Source organism: Streptomyces arenae (assembly GCF_022343545.1).
GTDB lineage: Bacteria > Actinomycetota > Actinomycetes > Streptomycetales > Streptomycetaceae > Streptomyces > Streptomyces humi.
In genome coordinates, this window is the sequence record NZ_JAKQYH010000073.1 from 15,030 (window position 1) to 33,862 (window position 18,833).

The 18,833-nt window shown below is 73.9% G+C and carries 12 protein-coding genes; 10 read left to right on the forward strand and 2 right to left on the reverse strand.

The features are described from left to right. Nucleotides 1-174 precede the first annotated feature (174 nt). From lanKC to MB828_RS35690, 4 genes are all read left to right on the forward strand, one after another. Nucleotides 175-2,754, forward strand: a complete 2,580-nt coding sequence (gene lanKC, locus MB828_RS35675) for a class III lanthionine synthetase LanKC (RefSeq protein ID WP_301651799.1) — start codon at nucleotides 175-177, stop codon at nucleotides 2,752-2,754. Nucleotides 2,755-2,822: 68 nt separating this feature from the next. Beyond that, nucleotides 2,823-2,939, forward strand: coding sequence for a SapB/AmfS family lanthipeptide (locus MB828_RS35680; RefSeq protein WP_046732101.1), 117 nt, complete (start codon nucleotides 2,823-2,825; stop codon nucleotides 2,937-2,939). Nucleotides 2,940-3,108: 169 nt separating this feature from the next. After that, the gene (locus MB828_RS35685; protein ID WP_301651800.1) at nucleotides 3,109-4,908 is read left to right on the forward strand and encodes an ATP-binding cassette domain-containing protein; all 1,800 of its coding nucleotides are present in this window, start codon (nucleotides 3,109-3,111) and stop codon (nucleotides 4,906-4,908) included. Then, nucleotides 4,905-6,902, forward strand: a complete 1,998-nt coding sequence (locus MB828_RS35690) for an ATP-binding cassette domain-containing protein (RefSeq protein ID WP_301651801.1) — start codon at nucleotides 4,905-4,907, stop codon at nucleotides 6,900-6,902. The genes MB828_RS35685 and MB828_RS35690 overlap by 4 nt, the downstream gene beginning before the upstream one ends. On the opposite strand, the gene MB828_RS35695 is transcribed toward MB828_RS35690, so the two are convergent. Then, nucleotides 6,879-7,487 carry a response regulator transcription factor gene (locus tag MB828_RS35695; protein WP_133022789.1) on the reverse strand — a complete coding sequence of 203 codons (609 nt, stop codon included), beginning with the start codon at nucleotides 7,485-7,487 and terminating at the stop codon, nucleotides 6,879-6,881. The two genes, MB828_RS35690 and MB828_RS35695, sit on opposite strands and share 24 nt — an antisense overlap. Nucleotides 7,488-7,807: 320 nt before the next feature. Here MB828_RS35695 and MB828_RS35700 point away from each other — a divergent pair, with 320 nt between their 5' ends. Next, nucleotides 7,808-9,964: a SpoIIE family protein phosphatase gene (locus tag MB828_RS35700; protein ID WP_301651945.1), complete on the forward strand. Its 2,157-nt coding sequence runs from the start codon at nucleotides 7,808-7,810 to the stop codon at nucleotides 9,962-9,964. A gap of 117 nt (nucleotides 9,965-10,081) precedes the next feature. Here the strand turns inward: MB828_RS35700 and MB828_RS35705 are convergent, their stop codons facing one another. Further along, the gene (locus tag MB828_RS35705; protein WP_301651802.1) at nucleotides 10,082-11,524 is read right to left on the reverse strand and encodes a S1 family peptidase; all 1,443 of its coding nucleotides are present in this window, start codon (nucleotides 11,522-11,524) and stop codon (nucleotides 10,082-10,084) included. A 207-nt stretch (nucleotides 11,525-11,731) separates the two neighbouring features. Between MB828_RS35705 and MB828_RS35710 the strand changes: the two genes are divergently transcribed. The 5 genes from MB828_RS35710 (at nucleotide 11,732) to MB828_RS35730 (ending at nucleotide 18,809) form a co-directional block, all read left to right on the forward strand. Next, the gene (locus tag MB828_RS35710) at nucleotides 11,732-12,145 is read left to right on the forward strand and encodes a PaaI family thioesterase (protein ID WP_133022788.1); all 414 of its coding nucleotides are present in this window, start codon (nucleotides 11,732-11,734) and stop codon (nucleotides 12,143-12,145) included. A gap of 485 nt (nucleotides 12,146-12,630) precedes the next feature. After that, the gene (locus MB828_RS35715; protein WP_046732105.1) at nucleotides 12,631-12,846 is read left to right on the forward strand and encodes a hypothetical protein; all 216 of its coding nucleotides are present in this window, start codon (nucleotides 12,631-12,633) and stop codon (nucleotides 12,844-12,846) included. Nucleotides 12,847-12,956: 110 nt separating this feature from the next. Next, nucleotides 12,957-13,763 carry an HlyD family efflux transporter periplasmic adaptor subunit gene (locus tag MB828_RS35720; RefSeq protein ID WP_133022787.1) on the forward strand — a complete coding sequence of 269 codons (807 nt, stop codon included), beginning with the start codon at nucleotides 12,957-12,959 and terminating at the stop codon, nucleotides 13,761-13,763. Beyond that, a complete protein-coding gene (locus MB828_RS35725; RefSeq protein WP_301651803.1) occupies nucleotides 13,760-15,982 on the forward strand; it encodes an NHLP family bacteriocin export ABC transporter peptidase/permease/ATPase subunit in 2,223 nt (740 codons plus the stop codon). The genes MB828_RS35720 and MB828_RS35725 overlap by 4 nt, the downstream gene beginning before the upstream one ends. 1 nt (nucleotide 15,983) lies before the next feature. Further along, nucleotides 15,984-18,809 (forward strand): NHLP bacteriocin export ABC transporter permease/ATPase subunit, encoded by a 2,826-nt coding sequence (locus tag MB828_RS35730; protein WP_301651804.1) that lies wholly within the window; start codon nucleotides 15,984-15,986, stop codon nucleotides 18,807-18,809. Nucleotides 18,810-18,833: the final 24 nt, after the last annotated feature.

Below are 18,833 nucleotides of genomic sequence, written 5' to 3' on the forward strand. Positions count from 1 at the left end.
GCCGTCTGCGCAGCCCCTGTGACCGTTCCGTGGAGATCAGGGGGCGGGCGCGGTCGAAACCCACCGAACATGTCTTGACCCGTGCGTTCCGCACGGTGACCTCATGACAGACGTGACTGTCCGCGACCGTACCGCGCCTGAAAGTGTCATGGCCGGGCCACGGAAGGGATGCGGATGGACAGGCGCTACGAGGTGTACGCGCTCGCCGACGGGCACTTCTACGACACACCCGACCGGCTCGGGAGCACCGGGCCGCAGGCGGAGCCGCTGTTCGCGACAGCGCGTCGCGCGGTGCCGGAGGGCTGGCGCGCGGCGCGGTCCGGGGACTGGCTGACCATGACCCCGCTCGGCGCGGACGGCGAGGCGCTGCCGTCGCCGGCGCAGGGCTGGAAGATCCACTCCTCGGCCACCCGGACGAACGCGGACCGGATCGCGGCGATCGTGTGGGACTACTGCGTTCCGCGCCGCATCCCGTTCAAGTTCGTGCCGGGACCGCACCTGCTGCACCTGCGCAACGCCAAGTACGCGGGCCGCGACACCAGCGGCAAGTTCGTCACGGTCTACCCGGACGGCGAGGAACGGCTCCACGACGTGCTGCGCGAGCTGGGCGCCCTCCTGGAGGGCTTCGAGGGACCGTACATCCTCACCGACCTGCGCTGGAACGACGGGCCGCTGTACGTGCGCTACGGCGCGTTCGCGCGCTCGTACGTGGTGGACGAGCGGGGTTCGCTGGTGACGGCGGTCCGGGACGGCGCGGGGAAGCCGGTGCCGGACCGGCGCGCGCCCTCCTTCCAGGTCCCGGAGTGGGTGACGCTGCCGGAGTTCCTGCGGCCGCAGCTGGCGGCGCGCGACGCCACCACGGTGGGCGACCTGCCGTACCGGATCGAGAAGGCGCTGCACTTCTCCAACGGCGGCGGGGTGTACGCCGGGACCGACACCCGGGACGGACGGCGGGTGGTGCTCAAGGAGGCCCGGCCGCACGCGGGGCTCGCGGCGGACGGCGCGGACGCCGTCGCCCGGCTGGCACGGGAGAAGGACGCGCTGGAGGCCGTGGCCGGCACCGGGGTGGTGCCCGAGGTGCGGGACTGGTTCACGCTGGGCGAGCACCGGTTCCTGGTGATGGACCTGCTGGCGGGCCGCCCGCTCAACGCCTGCTTCGCCGAACGGCATCCGCTGCTCGTGGCGGACCCGGAGCCGCGGGCCGTACGCGACTACACCGAGTGGGCGCTGCGCATCCACCGGAAGGTGGAGGAGGCGGTCGCGGCGGTGCACGAGCGCGGGATCGTCTTCAACGACCTGCACGTCTTCAACATCATGGTCGCTCCCGACGACGAGTCGGTGTTCCTCATCGACTTCGAGGCGGCCGCCCCCGTCGAGGAGAACGGCCGTCAGGTCGTCGCCCACCCCGGCTTCTTCGCGCCGCAGGACCGCCGGGGCGTCGAGGTGGACCGCTATGCGCTGGCCTGTCTGCGGCTGGCCCTCTTCCTGCCGGTGACCTCGCTCTTCGTCGTCGACCGGGGCAAGGCGGCGCATCTCGCGGACGTGATATCCGGTCAGTTCCCCGATGTGCCGCGCGCGTTCCTGGACGAGGCGGTCAGGGAGATCACCCGGGGCGCCCCGGCCGCGCGTCCCGTCGTACCGGCCGAGTGGCCGCACAGCCGGGACTCCATGGTCAAGGCGATCCTGGCCGCCGCCACGCCGGAGCGCGACGACCGGCTCTTCCCCGGCGACATCGCCCAGTTCGGCGACGGCGGGGGGCTCGGCCTCGCACACGGCGCGGCCGGGGTGCTGTACGCCCTGGACCAGGCCGGCGCCGAACGCTACGACGAGGGCGAACGCTGGCTGCTCGACCGCACGGCACCGCCGCCGCCCGGCACCCCGCTCGGCCTGTACGACGGTCTCGCCGGCGTCGCCCACGTCCTCGCCGGGCTCGGCCACCGGCAGCGTGCCCTCGACCTCATCGAGGGCGTCCTCCGGGAGAACTGGCGCAAGCTCTCCTCCGACCTGCACGGCGGCCTGGCCGGTCTCGGCCTGGTCCTCGACTCGCTCGCCGACTCGACCGGCGAGAAGGAGCTGCGGGAACGGGCCGCGGAGGCCGCCGAGATCGTCGTACGACGGCTCGCCGAACCTCTCCAGGACACGCCACGGCGGCGCGCCGGGCTGCTGCGGGGCGCGACCGGACCCGCCCTGTTCCTGCTGCGGCGGTACGAACGCACCGGCGAGCCCCGGCTGCTGGCGGCGGCCGGCGAGGCGCTGCGCCGGGACCTGGACCGCTGTGTGGTGCAGAAGGGCGGCGGCCTCGATGTCGACGAGGGCTGGCGGACCCTGCCGTACCTCGGCGACGGCAGCGTGGGGATCGGCATGGTCCTGGACGACTGGCTCGCCCACGGCACCGACGAGGACGGCGCCTTCACCGCCGCCCGTGCCGCCGTCCTGATCGCCGCCACCTCCCGTTTCTACGCCCAGCCGGGCCTGTTCCAGGGCCGGGCCGGGATGGTCCTGCACCTCGCCCGCACCGGTGCCGACCCGGCGCGGCTCGCCGCCCAGGTCGACGGGCTCGGCTGGTTCGCGATGGCCTACCAGGGCCAACTCGCCTTCCCCGGGCACCAGATGATGCGGCTCTCCATGGACCTCGGCACCGGAACCGCCGGGTGCCTGCTGGCGCTGACGGCCGCCCTGGACGGCGCCCGCGCCGCCCACCTGCCGTTCCTCCCGCCGCCACCGGCGGCCCTCACACGCGGCTCCGCGCACTGACGGAGTCGTGACACAACCCCGTCCCCAACAACACCGGGGGGCCGCTCGGTCCCCGGAAAGGACACACCATGGCACTTCTCGACCTGCAGACGATGGAGTCCGAAGAGCGTCACGACGGCGGCGGCGCGAGCACGGTGAGCCTCCTGTCGTGCGTCTCGGCGGCGAGCGTCCTGCTCTGTCTCTGACCGGCACGGCGAACCGGGCTCCGGGTGGTCCCCTCCGCAGCGAGGGGGCCGTCCGGGGCCTTCGCCGCTACCGGTACCTGACCGGGGACCGCGAACCGGGGCCGGTACGAAGGCCGACACGAAGGCCGACACGAGGGCCGATACGAAGGCCGATACGGGGACTGCCGCGATGACCCGACCTGCGCACCGTGATCCGCTGCGCACCGCCCTGCGCCACACCGGGGTGCGCTGTGCGGCCCTGTGCGCCGTGAGTACGGCGGCCACGGCGGCGGGGCTGCTGCTGCCCGCCGTACTGGGCCGCGCCCTGGACCTGCTGCTGGCCGGCGCCCCGGCGGCCGGCTGGGTCGGGCGGGCCGCCGCCCTGGCGCTGCTGCTCGCCCTGCTGGACGGCGCCGCGAGCGTGCTCGCCGGAACCGTCGACGCGCGGGCCACGGCCCGGCTGCGGAAGCTGCTCGCCGGACAGGTGCTGGCGCTCGGACCGCGGGGGCCGGCCCGGTTCGGATCCGGGGACCTGGTGGCGCGGCTGGTCGGGAACGCGGCGCAGGCCGGTACGGGACCCGCCGCCCTCGCCGCGCTCCTCGCCGCGCTGGCGGGACCGCTCGGGGGCGTGGTCGCGCTCGGGCTCCTCGACCCCTGGCTGGCGGTGGTGTTCCTGGCCGGGGCGCCCGTACTGGCCCTGCTGCTGCGCGCGTTCACCCGGGACACCTCGGCGTGCGTGACGGAGTACCAGCAGGTGCAGGGCCGGATCGCGGCCGCGCTCGCGGAGGCGGTCGACGGTCACCGGACGATCGCGGCGGCCGGCCTCCAGGACCGGGAGACGGCCCGGGTGCTGCGTCCGCTGCCCGAACTCGCCCGCGCCGGGCACCGCATGTGGCGGGTGCAGGGCCGGGCCGCCGCACAGGCGGTCACCGTGGGCCCGCTGCTCCAGCTGGCCGTCGTGGCGGTGGCCGGCCTGCTGCTCGCCCGGCACCGGATCTCGGTCGGCGAGGTGCTCGCCGCGTCCCGTTACGCCGTCCTCGCGACCGGCGTCGGCGTGCTGGTCGGACAGCTCGCCGCGGTCACCCGGGCCCGGGCCTCCGCGGTACGCCTCGGCGAGGTGACCGCGTGCCCGGCGCCCACTCACGGCACCCGTCGCCTCCCGCCGGGCCCCGGGCGCCTGGAGCTGCGCGGGGTGACGGCCCGCCGGGACGGCCGCACCGTGCTGGACGGCGTCGACCTGACCGTTCCCGGCGGCTCCGTGCTCGCGGTGGTCGGCCGCTCCGGCACCGGCAAGTCCCTGCTGGCCGGGCTCGCCGGCCGGCTCACCGACCCGGACGCCGGGGAGGTCCTCCTCGACGGCGTGCCGCTGGCCGCCCTCACCCACGACGACCTGCGCCGGGCCGTCACCTACGCCTTCGCCCGCCCGGCCCTGCTCGGTACGACCGTGGAGGACACCATCGCCTTCGGACTCACCGCCCCCTCCCCCGCCGCGATCCGCGCGGCCGCCCGCAAGGCCCAGGCCGACGCGTACATCCGCCGGCTGTCCGACGGCTACCCCACCCGGCTCGCCGACGCCCCGCGCTCCGGCGGTGAGTCGCAGCGCCTCGGCCTCGCCCGCGCCTTCGCGCACCCCGGGCGGCTGTTCGTCCTCGACGACGCCCTCTCCAGCCTCGACACCGTCACCGAACTCCGCGTCACCCGGGCCCTGCTGGCCCCCGGCCCGACCCGCCTGATCGTCGCCCGCCGCACGACGACCGCGGCCCGCGCGGACACGGTGGCGTGGCTGGACGGAGGACGGCTGCGGGCGGTGGGGACACACGCGGAGCTGTGGCGCGACCCGGAGTACCGGGCGGTGTTCGGGGACGCGGGCGACGGGGCCGCGGCGGACGCGGCACCGCCGCGGGCCACGGACGCGTCCGGTGCCCCGGCGGGTCCGGAGCGGGCGGCCGACGTGCCACGCGCAGCGGCGGCGGACAGGGGGTCGGAGTGACGACGGCTGAGCAGTGGCGGGACCCCGTCGCCGTTCGCGCGCTTGCCCGGCGGCGCGGCGGGGGGCTGCTGCGCGTGCGGAAGCGGGTGCTGCTGCGGCTCGCGTTCTGGTCGGTCCTGGAGGCCGGGCAGACCTTTCTGCTCGGGTACGCCCTGGCGCGGGCGCTGGACGCCGGGTTCCTGGCCGGGGACGTCCGGACCGGGCTGGCGTGGCTCGCGGCGGCCGGGGGCGGGGTGGGGGTCGGGGCGTACGGGACCCGGCGGGTGTACGGGGTGGCCGCCGACCTGGTCGAGCCGGTGCGGGACCGGTTGGTGGCGGGTGTGGTCGCGCGCGGGGTGCGGGAGGCGGACCGGGGGGCGCTGTCCGGACTGACCCAGCAGGCGGAGATCGCCCGGGACGCTCTCGCCGGGCTGGTGATGGTCTCCCGTTCGTTCGTGTTCACGGTCGCCGGCGCCCTCGCCGGGCTGTGCGCCCTGGCTCTGCCGCTGCTGCTGGTGGTCGGGCCTCCGCTCCTCGCCGGCCTGGTCCTGTTCGCGGCGACGCTGCGCCCGCTGGCCCGCCGGCAGGAGGCCTTCCTGGTCGCCGACGAGGCTCTCGCGGGCGGACTGGGCGAGGTGTGCCAGGGGTTGCGGGACGTCACGGCCGCGGGGGCCGAGAAGCGGGTGGCCGCGGATGTCGGGGAGCGCGTCGACGCCGAGTACCGGGCCGCCCGGGCGCTGGCCCGCTGGAGTGTCGTACGGGTGGCGGCCCTCGCGGTCGGCGGACAGCTGCCGTCGGTGCTGCTGCTCGCCGCCGCGCCCTGGCTGCTCCGCCACGGCGTGACCGCGGGTGCCCTGGTCGGCGCGCTCGCCTATGTCACCCAGTCCCTGCTGCCGGCCCTGCAGAACCTGGTGCACGGCCTGGGCACCGGCGGAACCCGCCTCACGGTCGTCCTGCGCAGGCTCCAGCCACCTGGGAAGATCGCCCCGCCATCGCAGCACCGGCTCGCCACCACCCCGGCCGCACCGCCGGGGTCCGCGCACGGCACCGGCCGCCACACCGCGCCCGCCGCGCCGCCGGACGGTCCGCACGTCACCTCCGGCACTGCCGCTCCGGCCGCACCGCCGGGGTCCGCGCTCGGCACCGGCCGCCACACCGCGCCCGCCCCGCCGGACGGTCCGCACCTCACCTCCGGCCCCACCACCCCGGCCCCGCAGACGGCGGCCTTCGGCTCGGGGGTGGCGGCCGGTGCCGGTGTGCCCGCTCTCGTGCTCCGACACGTCACCTTCGCCTACGGTCCGGCGAGCGCGGCTGTCCTGGACCGCCTCGATCTGCGGGTGCCGCAGGGCGGTCATCTCGCCGTGGTGGGGCCCAGCGGGATCGGCAAGTCGACGTTGACCGCGGTGGTGGCCGGGCTGCTCGAACCGGCGCACGGCGAGGTCCGGGTGTGCGGGCACCCCGTGCCGGGGGCGCGGGCGGCCGCCCTGCGGGTGCTGATCCCGCAGGAGGCGTACGTCTGCACGGGCACCCTCGCCGAGAACCTCGGGCTGCTGCGTGCGGACCCGGTCCCCGAGCCGGAGCTGCTGGCCGCGGCCGAGGCGGTCGGGCTCGCCCCGCTGCTGGAGCGGCTCGGCGGACCGGACGCGCCGGTGCGTCCGGCGGTGCTGTCGGCCGGTGAGCGGCAGCTGATCGCACTCGCCCGCGCGTATCTCTCACCGGCCCCGCTCGCTCTCCTCGACGAGGCAACCTGCCATCTGGACCCGGCGGCCGAGGCCCGCGCCGAACAGGCTTTCGCGGCCCGGCCGGGCGGCACGCTGGTGGTGGTCGCGCACCGGATCGACTCGGCCCGGCGCGCCGGGCGGATCCTGGTGATGGACGGCCCGCGCACGTCGTACGGCACCCACGGGGAACTCCTGCGCACCTGCCCGCTCTACCGGGAACTGGTGGCACCGTCCGCCCGTCCGCTCACGCTCCACGACGGACCGGCGGCCTCAGAGCCACCCCTCGCCCTGTGAGATCCGGATCGCGTCGACGCGGTTGCGGGCGCCGGTCTTGCGGGTGATGGCCGCCATGTAGTTGCGCACCGTCCCGTGGGACAGGTGCAGGCTCCCGGCGATCTCGGCGACGGACGCCCCGTCGGCCGCCAGCTCCAGCACGCTCAGCTCGCGTCTGGTGAGCGGGATCTCGGCGGCCCTGAGGAATCCGAAACCCAGCGAGTTGTCGACGAAACGTTCCCCCTCGGCGGCCCGCCGGATCGCCCGCACCAGCCGTTCCGGCGCGCCCTCCTTGTCGACGTAGCCGAGCGCCCCCGCCTCGGCCGCCCGTTTGAGCAGGCCAGGCCGGTTCGCCCCGGCGAGCACGACCAGCCTCGGTACCGCCGTGCCCGCCTCCGCCGGACGCAGGTCGGCGAGTGGCGGCACGCCGTGGGTGCCGGAGCTGTCCAGGTCCGCCGCGCACACGTCGGGGCGCTCCGTCCGTACAAGCCGGCGGGCGCCGTGCCACGGCGTGTCGTCCACGCGGAGCCCGGGTTCCCTGCGTAACCACTCCGCCAGGACCGATCTCACCAGACAGGTGTCGTGCACGAGAAGTACCCGGATCATCGCCGCCCCCTCAGCCCGCCGTCACTTCGGTTGGTCCTTCCAAGGTCTTGGAACGCGTGCCCCATTGTTGGCGCCCTCCACCGACCGTGGGCGCGGAGTTCCGGCCAACGGGGTGCGCGGGGGCGCACACCCGGCGCCCGGAACCCGCCGCGCGCTTCGACTGCGGGGGAATGTGACGGGGCCAACGGGGTACGCCGGGACGCCCCGCCGCGCCGGCCCGGGCCGCTCTCGCCGTGCGCCGCCCGCCGCCAGGAGGGAGCCTTGATCCCGAGGACGCGACGCGCGGCCGGACGAGGAGGTGGTCGGGCGTGTCCGACGGGATGGGGGCGCCTCCCGCACGGCCGGAGCCGGAGGTGGGAGGGGCGGCGGCCGACGGCACCGAGGCCGGCCGGCCGCTGCTGTCGTTCGCACTGGCCACGACGATGGAGCAGGTCCAGGCGCATTCCGGCGCGGTCTACCTGATGGCGGCCGACGAGCCGGTGCTGGAGATGGCGGTGATGGCGGGTCTGCCGCGGGCCTTCGCGGCGCCCTGGGAGCGGATCGGGCTGAGCGCGCCGATCCCGGTCGCGGAGGCGGTGCGCGAACGGCGGCTGGTGTGGGTGGGCGGGGAGGAGGAGATGGCGCGCCGGTACCCGCGCATCGCGGTGGTGCTGCCGTATCCGTTCGCGCTGGCCGCGGTGCCGGTGGCGACGGCCGACACCGTCTACGGGGCGATGTACGTGACCTGGCCCGGTGCGCATCCCACGGTCCTGTCCGACCGGGAGCGGGAGGCGCTGACGTCCGCGGGCGACCGGCTGGCGATCCGGCTGGCCCGGGCCGCGCGGCAGAACCGGTCGCCGCGGAGCGAGCCGGATCTGCTGGCGACGCCGCCGTCGGGGCTGGCCGGCACGCTGGGCACGGTGGAGGCGGCGCGCATGGTGGGGCGGCTGCCGTACGGGCTCGTCTCACTCGATCTGAACGGGCGGGTCACCTTCGCCAACGCGGCGGCGGCCGAGCTGCTGGACGTCGCGGTGGACGAGCTGCTGGGCGCCCAGCCCTGGGTGTCGGTGCCGTGGCTGAACGACCCGATGTACGAGGACCGTTACCGGGCGGCGCTGCTCAGCCAGCATGTGACGTCGTTCGTGGCGCTGAAGCCGCCGGGCGACTGGCTGTCGTTCCGGATGTACCCGAGCACCAGCGGGCTGACCACCCGGATCAGCCGGGCGCGGGCGGTCGCCGAGATCGTGGGGGCGGCGCCGCGTGCCGACAGCGCGGCTGCCCCGCGGCTGGTCACCATCTCGCAGGTGCTGAGTCTGGCCGGGGCGCTCACCGAGGCGGTCGGGGTGCAGGACGTGGTGCAGCTGGTCGCGGACGAGGTCGCCCCGGCCGTCGGCAGTCAGGCCCTGGTGGTCCTCGGCTCGCGGGGCGGGCGGCTGCACGTGCTGGGGCACCGCGGGTACGCGGATCCGCACGTCGTGGAGCAGTTCGACGGTCTTCCGCTGTCGGAACGCACCCCCGGCACCCATGTCCTGAACACCGGTGTGCCCGCGTTCTTCGAGTCGCGGCAGCAGCTGGAGCGGCTGTATCCGGACCGGCCGGGGACCCCGGACTCCTTCGCGGCGTGGGCGTATCTGCCGTTGATCGCGTCGGGCCGGCCGGTGGGCACCTGTGTGCTCGCCTACGCGGATCCGCACGTCTTTCCCGCCGACGAGCGCGCCGTGCTCACCAGTCTCGGCGGCATGGTCGCGCAGGCGCTGGAGCGGGCCCTGCTGTACGACGCGAAGAACCAGCTGGCGCACGGCCTCCAGGCGGCCCTGCTGCCGCACTCGCTGACGCCGCCGCCGGGCGTGGAGGCGGCGGCCCGTTATCTGCCGGCCATGCACGGCATGGAGATCGGCGGCGACTTCTACGACCTGGTGCCGACCAGGCCGCTGGCGGCGGCGGTGATCGGGGACGTGCAGGGGCACAACGTGACGGCGGCCGGGCTGATGGGCCAGATCCGGACCGGGGTACGGGCGTTCACGACGGTCGGGCAGGCACCGGAGGAGGTCATGCGCAGCACCAACCGGCTGTTGATCGACTCCGGTGCGGACCTCTTCGCCAGCTGTCTCTACCTGCGGCTGGATCCGGAGCGGGGCCGGGCCGTGATGTCCCGGGCGGGGCATCCGCCGCCGCTGCTGAGGCGTCCGGACGGCCGGGTCAAGGTGCTCGACCTGGCCGGGGGGCCGCTGCTGGGCATCGACGCGGACGCGACGTACCCGACGACCGAGGTGTCGCTGGCACCGGGCTCGGTGCTCGCCCTGTACACCGACGGCCTGGTGGAGTCGCCCGGGGTGGACATCGAGGACGCGCTGGTCGACCTCGGGGAACTGCTCGCGGAGAACGGCGACCAGCCCCTGGACCGGCTCGCCGACACGCTCGTGCGGCACAGTGCGGCGGCGCAGGAGCGTGTCGACGATGTCGCGGTGCTGTTGCTCAGGGCGCGGCCCGACGGCTGAGCTCTCGGAGCGCGGGGCGTGCTCCGGCCGCCGGGCCACGCCCGACACGGCACGGTCCGGCCCTCCCGCCGGAGGGCCGGACCGTCCACTGTCGACCGGAACCGCTGGTGGGGCCGATCAGCGGTTCTTGTGGTGCTTGCCCGACGTGCTCTGGTCCGCGGCGGTCCCCGACTGGTCGTTCGCACCGGACTGGTCGTTCGCACCCGTGCCGGTCTGGTCGCCGGTACCCGTCTCGTCGCCCGTGCCGCTCACGTCACCCGTGCCGCTCTGGTCGCCCGCGGTCGCGGAGGGGTCGGCGGTGCCGCCGATCTGGTCGCCGCCTGCCTGGTCGCCGGCGGAGGCGGACGGGTCGGCCGCGGTGGCGGAGGGGTCCGCCGAGGCACCGGCGTCACCGGCACCGGCGGCGCCGCCGTCGCCGAGGGTCGCGCCGGTCGCCTGGAGGGCGGTGGTCACCGGCTGGAAGAAGGTCTCGCCGCCGGAGGTGCAGTCGCCGCTGCCGCCGGAGGTGAGGCCGACCGCGCCGCCGTCCTGGGTGAACAGCGAGCCGCCGCTGTCGCCGGCCTCCGCGCAGACGTTGGTCTGGATGAGCCCGGTGACGGTGTCGACCCCGTTCGGGTCGGTCTCGCTCTGGAAGTTGACGGTGGCGTCGAGGCCGGTGACCTGGCCGTCGTGCAGTCCGGTGGTGGAACCCATCCGGAACACGGTGGTGCCGACGGTCGCGTCCTCGGCCTGGTTGATGGCGACGGTCTGGCCGTTGCCTATGTTGACCTCGCTCGGCGCCTGGGTGGTGGCGTCGTTGTACTTCACGAGCGAGAAGTCGCCGTTGCCGGGGAACTGGGCCTGGTCGACGGTGGCGACGGGCTGGCCGCCCTCGGTGTCGGACCAGTCCTTGGCCGCGACCCCGCAGTGACCGGCCGTCAGGAAGGCGGGGCTGCCGTCCGAGGCGGTGACGTTGAAGCCGAGGGAGCAGCGGACCTCGCCGTTCTGCACCTGGGAGAAGATCGCGTCGCCGCCGGAGACGAAGGTCTTGAAGGACCCGGAGGTCTTCTTCAAGGTGGCCATGTCGGAGCCGAGGCCCTGGACCGTGGACTCCAGCGTGTCCCACTTGGAGCCGGTGACGGTGCTGTCGGCGGTGACCACGACCTTGTTGGTCTTCGGGTCGACGGCCCAGGCGGTGCCCGGGATGGTCGCCTTGGTCTTCAGGGTCTGGGCGGCCGTCTCCAGGGCCTTGCTGCTGTTGGCGACCTGCCGTACGACCGCGCCGGCCTTCTGCGCCTGCACGATCACGTTGTTGTCGCCGCTGACGACGTTGACGACGAGCTGCTGCTTGCCGCTGTCGTAGTAGGACCCGGCGAAGGCCTGGCCGAGCAGCTCCTGGAGCTGCGCGGCGAGATCCGAGGCGCCCGTCGCCTTCAGGGTCTTGGGAGCGGCGGTGGTGGCACCGGAGGCGTCGTCCTGGGACGCGTTGGCCATCGGGATCAGGAAGGCCGCAGCTCCGAGCGCCGCGACACCGCCCACCGCGATAGCGGCCTTGCGCTTCGGAATTCGCTTGTGACTCAAACTTCTCGACCTCCAAGGGACGGAGTGTCTGCCGTAGTAGGGCAGTTGTTCGTGAGCGGCGCCTGGATGGCCATAGGTACGGGCGGGTCACGTGGTGCGTTCAATTCCGTTTGCCAACTTCCTTGGGCCGCAGGCGAATCAGCCACGCCCGCGGGTGCCGCGGCACGCTGCGCGTGGTGCGGAACGGACTCGGGAACAATCCCCCATATGACGATGACCACCGCCGAGGCCGACACGATCCTCTCCGTCAACTTCGCCCCCTGGGTGCTCGATCTCGGGCTGACCGTCCAGGCGGTCGGCGAGGACCGGGCGGTGCTGCGTCTGCCCTGGTCGGACCGGTTGTCCCGGGAGGGCGGCGGGCTGTCGGGGCAGGCGCTGATGGCGGCGGCGGACACGGCGACGGTGATCGCGGTGTCGGCGGCGCGGGGCGGCTTCGTACCGATGACGACGGTGCAGCAGTCGACGTCGTTCCAGCGGGCGGTGACCGGTTCGGATGTCCTGATCGAAGCGGTGCTCACCAAGCTGGGCCGCCGGACGGCGTTCGCCGACATCACGATGAGCGACGAGCGGTCGGGGGCGCTCGCGGCTCGGGCGAGCACGGTCTATGCGCTCCTGGGCTGAGAACCCGCCCGCCCGAACCGACACGGTCAGCAATCGATCACTGACGCTCTGTCGTGGTCACCGACCGGAATCCTTGCTTCAGGGAATCTGCACATCCACCACCCATGCGGGTCACCGGGCACAGCGGATCTGCACATTCACGCGCCCCTCGCCGTGCCCTTGGCCCGGAGTGCCGGATTCCCCGCCCGGGGGCAAGTGGTGCGGCCGCGGTGAAGTCGTGCGGCTTGTGAAGGAGTCGCCGACAAGGCGTGCCCACGCCTGCACGTATGAGTGCTCCTGAGGCCCAAGTGCCCAGGTGAGACGCCTGGTTGATTGGAAGCGCGGAGCGTGGGCGTGCTTTGATCCATCGCACCGCGGGAGCCGCCAAGGGCTTCTGGAAACGGGCGCCCGGCGCCCGCGGTCGCGGCCGTACCAGTCCGTCCCCGCCAGGGCCGTTGGGGAGCCGCTCCCCCCTTGTGAATATCCATATGAAGGGAAGTTCCACCATGAACTCCACCCCCCAGGTCGAGACCGTCGAGATCTCGGACGCCGAGCTGGACAACGTCTCCGGCGGCCTCTCCCTGAACGCCCTGAACACCGTGACCGGCACGGTCAACGGCGTTCTCCCGGTCAGCGGCCTGGTCGACACCGCCGTCGGCACCGTCGAGGGCGTCACCGGCCTGAACACCCAGCCGGCCCTGAACCTGGTCGCCGGTCTCTGATCGCACCTCGTCAGCGCTGAGTCCCGGAGCCGTACCCCGGCTCCGGGGCTCTCGGGCGTTCCGAAACACCTTCGTTCCCCAGCGTCTCTCCCACAGGTGAGGGAAGTTCCGTGCAGTTCCGCCAACAGGCCCTCGCCAAGCTCCAGTCGCCGGAGGAGCTCGATCTCCCGGTGCGCTTCGCCCGCCCCCAGGGCTGGCTCACGCTCTCCGTCTCGGTCGTCGTGATGGCGGCGGCGTCGGTGTGGGCGGTGACCGGCTCGGTCGCCTCCACGGTGAGCGCGCAGGCGATCCTCACCCACGGGCAGGGCAGCTACGTCCTGCAGAGCCCGGTCGCCGGTCAGGTCACGGCCGTCCTCGCCGAGCAGGGCGAACGGCTGCCGGCGAACTCCCCGGTCCTGAAGGTCCGTACCGCTCAGGGCGAGTCGGTCGTCCGGACGGTCGCCGCGGGCCGGATCAGCGCGCTCGCCGCCACCATCGGGCAGATCATCCAGACCGGCGCGAACGTCGCCGCGGTGGAGAAGGTCGCCCACGCCTCGGACCCGCTGTACGCGACGGTCTACGTCCCCGCCGAGAACGCCTCCGCCATTCCGGCGGACGCCCGGGTCGACCTGACCGTGTCGTCGGTGTCGACCCAGGAGTACGGGGTGCTGCGGGGCCATGTGAAGTCGGTGGACCGCGCCGCCCAGTCGGCCCAGTCCATCTCGGCGTTCCTCGGGGACAGCCAGCTCGGCGAGCAGTTCACGAAGAAGGGCCGGCCGGTGGCCGTCCTGGTCCGGCTGGACCGGTCGACGTCGACGAAGAGCGGCTACCGGTGGTCCTCGGCCGACGGGCCGCCCTTCCGGCTCGACTCCATGACCCTGGCCTCCGGCTCGATCCGGCTGGCCGACCAGCACCCCGTCGATTGGCTGCTCCCGTGACCACCGCCCAGGAAACCCGGAGCCGCCGGCGCCCCGCCCCGCCCAAGCGGCCGGTGCCCAAGGGCCGCGGCGGTACGGTCCGCACCCCGACCGTGCTCCAGATGGAGGCCGTCGAGTGCGGTGCCGCCTCCCTGTCCATGATCCTCGGCCACTACGGCCGGCATGTCCCGCTGGAGGAACTGCGCATCGCCTGCGGTGTCTCCCGCGACGGCTCCCGCGCGAGCAACCTCCTGAAGGCGGCCCGCAGTTACGGCCTCACGGCCAAGGGCATGCAGATGGACCTGGCCGCCCTCGCCGACGTGCCGGCCCCGGCCATCCTGTTCTGGGAGTTCAACCACTACGTCGTCTACGACGGCATGGGCCGGCGCCTCGGCCGCCGGGGCGTCTACGTCAACGACCCCGCCAAGGGCCGCCGGTTCGTGCCCATGGAGGAGTTCGACGGCAGCTTCACCGGTGTCGTCCTGGTGCTGGAACCCGGCGACGGCTTCGAGAAGGGCGGCCGGCGTCCGGGCGTCCTCGGTGCGATGCCGGCCCGGCTGCGCGGCACCGCGGGCACCATGCCGGCGGCGGTGCTGGCCAGCCTGCTGCTGGTGGCCGTGGGCGCGGCGGTGCCCGCGCTGAGCCGGCAGTACATCGACCTGTTCCTGATCGGCGGCCAGACCTCGCTGCTCACCGTTCTGTTCGCGGCGATGGGCACCTGTGTGCTGCTCACCCTGGTGCTGACCTGGCTCCAGCAGGCGAACCTGCTGCACGGCCGGATCGTCTCCTCCACCCTCTCCAGCGCCCGCTTCCTGCGCCATCTGCTGCGGCTGCCGGTGACCTTCTTCTCCCAGCGCAGCCCGGCCGACCTGGTCCAGCGCCTGCAGTCCAACGACCAGGTCGCCGAGACCCTGGCCCGCGACCTGGCGGCGGCCGGCGTGGACGCGGTGGTCGTCGTCCTCTACGCCGTCCTCCTCTACACCTACGACGCGCAGCTCACCTTCCTCGGCATCGGCGTGGCGCTGCTGAACATCGTGGCGATGCGGCTCGTCGTACGGCTGCGCGCGACCCGGACCGCCAAGCTGCGCGCGGACACCGCCCGTCTCACCAACACCTCCTACACCGGTCTCCAGCTGATCGAGACGATGAAGGCGACCGGCGGCGAGGACGGCTACTTCCGCAAGTGGGCCGGGCAGCACGCGACCACCCTGGAGGAACAGCAGCGCCTCGGGGTGCCGAGCGCCTGGCTCGGGGTGGTGGCGCCGACGCTGGCCACCGTCAACAGCGCGCTGATCCTGTGGATCGGCGGTATGCGGGCGGTCGAAGGGGGCATCTCGGTGGGTCTCCTGGTGGCCTTCCAGTCCCTGGTCACCCGCTTCACCGCCCCGCTGACCCGGCTGAACGGTGTCGCCGGCCGCATCCAGGACTTCGCGGCCGACGTGGCCCGGCTCAAGGACGTGGAGAACTTCCAGGCCGACCCGGTGTACGCCCGGCCCGGTGCCGGCGAGTCGACCCGGCGGCTGCAGGGCCACGTCGAGCTGGAGAACATCTCCTTCGGCTACAGCCCGCTGGACAAGCCCCTGCTCACGGGCTTCGACCTGACCGTCGGACCGGGCCGGCAGGTGGCCCTGGTGGGCGGTTCGGGCAGCGGCAAGTCGACGGTGTCCCGGCTGATCTCGGGCCTGTACGCGCCCTGGGAGGGCGTGATCCGCATCGACGGGCAGCGTCTCGAGGACATCCCGCGCGGTGCGCTCGCCGCCTCCGTCTCCTTCGTCGACCAGGACGTCTTCCTCTTCGAGGGCTCGGTGCGCGACAACGTGGCGCTGTGGGACCCGTCCATCCCGGACGAGGCGGTGGTGGAGGCGCTGCGCGACGCGGCCCTGTACGACGTGGTGACGCGCAGGCCCGGGGGCATCCACAGCAGGGTCGAGCAGGACGGCCGGAACTTCTCCGGCGGCCAGCGGCAGCGCCTGGAGATCGCGCGGGCGCTGGTGCGCCGGCCGAGCATCCTGGTCCTCGACGAGGTGACCAGCGCGCTGGACGCGGAGACCGAGCAGATCGTCATGGACAACCTGCGGCGGCGCGGCTGCGCCTGCGTGGTGATCGCGCACCGGCTGAGCACGGTCCGCGACAGCGACGAGATCGTGGTCCTCCAGCACGGCACGGTCGTGGAGCGCGGCCGGCACGACGAGTTGGTCGCACACGGCGGGGCGTACGCCGCGCTGGTCAGGGAGCGCTGAGATGACGACGGTGGACGGCGGCGACCTGGTGCTCGGCGCGCTCGGCTCCCTGGGCTCCCGGATCGACTGCGCGGGCTTCAACCGCCTGGACCTGGAGGGTCCGCAGACGCTGTGGCTGGTGGCCTCCGGCGCCCTGGACCTGTTCGCGGTGGACGCCGGCCAGCAGGGCCACTGGCACCACCTGGGTCGGCTGGAGGCGGGCGCGCTGCTGCTCGGTCCGGTCGCCGGCCCCCAGCACACGCTGGTGGCCCGCCCGCTGCGCGACTGCGTGGTGCACCGCATCGGCCTGCGCGAGCTCTACCAGGGCTCCGGCACCCAGACCTGGTCGTACGACGAGTACGGCAACCCCCAGTACGTGCCGCCGACCACCAGCCCTCTGGAGTACGCCCTCGCGCTGGGCGTCGGCCGTGGTCTGTCCGTCCTCTTCCAGGCGCCGATGACCGCGGGCGAGCGCGCCGCCGCCCCCACCGACGACGACGTCTTCTGGATGCAGGTGCCGCCGGGCAGCGTGCAGTACGGCTCGCTGTACGGCGCGGAGGCCGCGTCCGACCTGCTGATGGACCCGGCGCTGTGGCAGGGCATGGTCGACCAGCAGTACCGGCTGCTCACCACGCTGGACCGGTGGATCGAGCAGCTGGAGCGCACCCACGAGTCCCGTACGGCCGCCGGCATCAAGGCCGGTGAGGCGGTGCGCGCCCAGGCCGACCGGACCCTGCTCGCCGCCATCGGCAAGGGGGCCAAGCGCCCCACGGCCGCCGACGCCGACGCCTCCTACGCGGCCTGCCGGCTGGTCGCCGAGGCGGCGGGCATCACGCTCGCCGAGCCCGCGCAGGGCGGCACCGACTCGACCGGGAGCGACCGGCTCGACCCGGTCGAACGGGTGGCGCTGGCCTCCCGGGTGCGGACCCGGGCGGTACGGCTGGACGGCGGCTGGTGGCGGGACGACGTGGGTCCGCTGGTCGGGCACCGCGCGCTGTCCGGGGCTCCGGTCGCGCTGCTGTGGCGGCGCGGCGGCTATGTGGCCGTCCATCCGGCGACCGGTCGGGAGACCCCGGTCGAGAAGGCGAACGCCGGGGAGTTCGAGCCGCGCGCGGTGATGTTCTACCGTCCGTTGCCGGACCGGGCCCTCAGCCCGCTCGGCCTGCTCCGCTTCAGTCTGCGCGGCACCCGCGGCGACCTGGGCAACCTGGCGCTGGCCGGGCTGGTGACGGTGGCCATCGGCGCGCTGGTGCCGATCGCCACCGGCAAGGTGCTCGGCGAGTACGTGCCGACGGCGCAGACGAACCTGATCGCGCAGGTGTGTCTGGCGGTGATGCTCAGCGCCGTGGTGGCGGCCGCGTTCACACTGCTGGAGAACCTGACGATCCTGCGGCTGGAGGGCCGGATCGAGGCGACCCTCCAGCCGGCCGTCTGGGACCGGCTGCTGCGGCTGCCGACCAGGTTCTTCACCCAGCGCTCGACCGGTGAGCTGGCGAGTGCGGCCATGGGCGTCAGCGCGATCCGCCGGCTGCTGGCGGGGGTCGGCCCGGTGGTCGCCCAGTCGGTGACCGTCGGGGCGATGAACCTGGGTCTGCTGTTCTGGTACAGCGTGCCGATGGCGCTGGCGGCGCTGGGCATGCTGGTCGTCATCGCCGGTCTGTTCCTGGGTCTCGGCCTGTGGCAGGTCCGCTGGCAGCGCCGCCTCGTGGTGCTGAGCAACAAGCTGAACAACCAGGCCTTCCAGACCCTGCGGGGCCTGCCGAAACTGCGGGTGGCGGCGGCCGAGAACTACGCGTACGCGGCCTGGGCGGGCGAGTTCGCGCGCAGCCGGGAACTCCAGCAGAAGGTCGGCCGGATCAAGAACCTCACCAGCGTGCTGGGCTCGGTCTACCTGCCGGTCTGCACCCTGCTGATGTTCATGCTGCTCGCGGGCCCGGCGCGGGGCGTCATGGGCGCGGCGGCCTTCCTCACCTTCAACACCTCGGTGACGATGCTGCTCACCTCGGTCACCCAGCTGACCGGTTCCTTCGTGTCGGCGGTGGCCGCGCTGCCGCTGTTCGAGGAGATCAAGCCGGTCCTGGAGGCGGCCCCCGAGGTGCGGACCGCCAGCACCCGCCCCGGCCCGCTGTCCGGTGCGATCGAGGCCCGCAGGCTCTCCTTCCGGTACGCGGACGACGGTCCCCTGGTCCTGGACGACGTCTCCTTCGACATCCGGCCGGGCGAGTTCGTGGCGGTCGTGGGCCCCAGCGGCTGCGGCAAGTCGACGCTGCTGCGGCTGCTGATCGGCTTCGACAGACCGGTGTCGGGCAGTGTCCTGTACGACGGTCAGGACCTCGGCGCGCTCGACCAGTCCGCCGTGCGCCGGCAGTGCGGTGTGGTGCTCCAGCACGCGCAGCCGTTCACCGGCTCGATCCTGGACGTCATCTGCGGCACCGAGCCGTACACCCCGGAGGAGGCGATGGCGGCGGCCGAGATGGCGGGGCTCGCGGAGGACATCAAGCGGATGCCGATGGGGCTGCACACCATCGTCGCCGGGAGCGGCGCGATCTCGGGCGGTCAGCGGCAGCGGCTGATGATCGCCCAGGCGCTGATCCGGCGGCCCCGCATCCTCTTCTTCGACGAGGCGACGAGCGCGCTCGACAACGACACGCAGCGCACGGTCATCGAGAGCACCCGCAAGCTGAACGCCACCCGGATCGTGATCGCGCACCGGCTGTCGACAGTCATGGACGCCGACCGGGTGATCGTGATGGAGGACGGCAAGGTCGCCCAGCAGGGCCCGCCGGCCCAGTTGCTCGCCGACACCGGGGGCCGGCTGCACGAGCTGGTGCGGCGGCAGCTGGCGTGACCGGTCAGGCCGGCTGCGGCTGAC

What these genes read in the sequence shown, in the direction of transcription:
- MB828_RS35710 (WP_133022788.1), top strand. Translation starts at nt 11,732, where the DNA reads ATGACGATGACCACCGCCGAGGCCGACACGATCCTCTCCGTCAACTTC.
- MB828_RS35695 (WP_133022789.1), bottom strand. Translation starts at nt 7,487, where the DNA reads ATGATCCGGGTACTTCTCGTGCACGACACCTGTCTGGTGAGATCGGTC.
- MB828_RS35730 (WP_301651804.1), top strand. Translation starts at nt 15,984, where the DNA reads ATGACGACGGTGGACGGCGGCGACCTGGTGCTCGGCGCGCTCGGCTCC.
- MB828_RS35685 (WP_301651800.1), top strand. Translation starts at nt 3,109, where the DNA reads ATGACCCGACCTGCGCACCGTGATCCGCTGCGCACCGCCCTGCGCCAC.
- lanKC (WP_301651799.1), top strand. Translation starts at nt 175, where the DNA reads ATGGACAGGCGCTACGAGGTGTACGCGCTCGCCGACGGGCACTTCTAC.
- MB828_RS35715 (WP_046732105.1), top strand. Translation starts at nt 12,631, where the DNA reads ATGAACTCCACCCCCCAGGTCGAGACCGTCGAGATCTCGGACGCCGAG.
- MB828_RS35680 (WP_046732101.1), top strand. Translation starts at nt 2,823, where the DNA reads ATGGCACTTCTCGACCTGCAGACGATGGAGTCCGAAGAGCGTCACGAC.
- MB828_RS35700 (WP_301651945.1), top strand. Translation starts at nt 7,808, where the DNA reads ATGGGGGCGCCTCCCGCACGGCCGGAGCCGGAGGTGGGAGGGGCGGCG.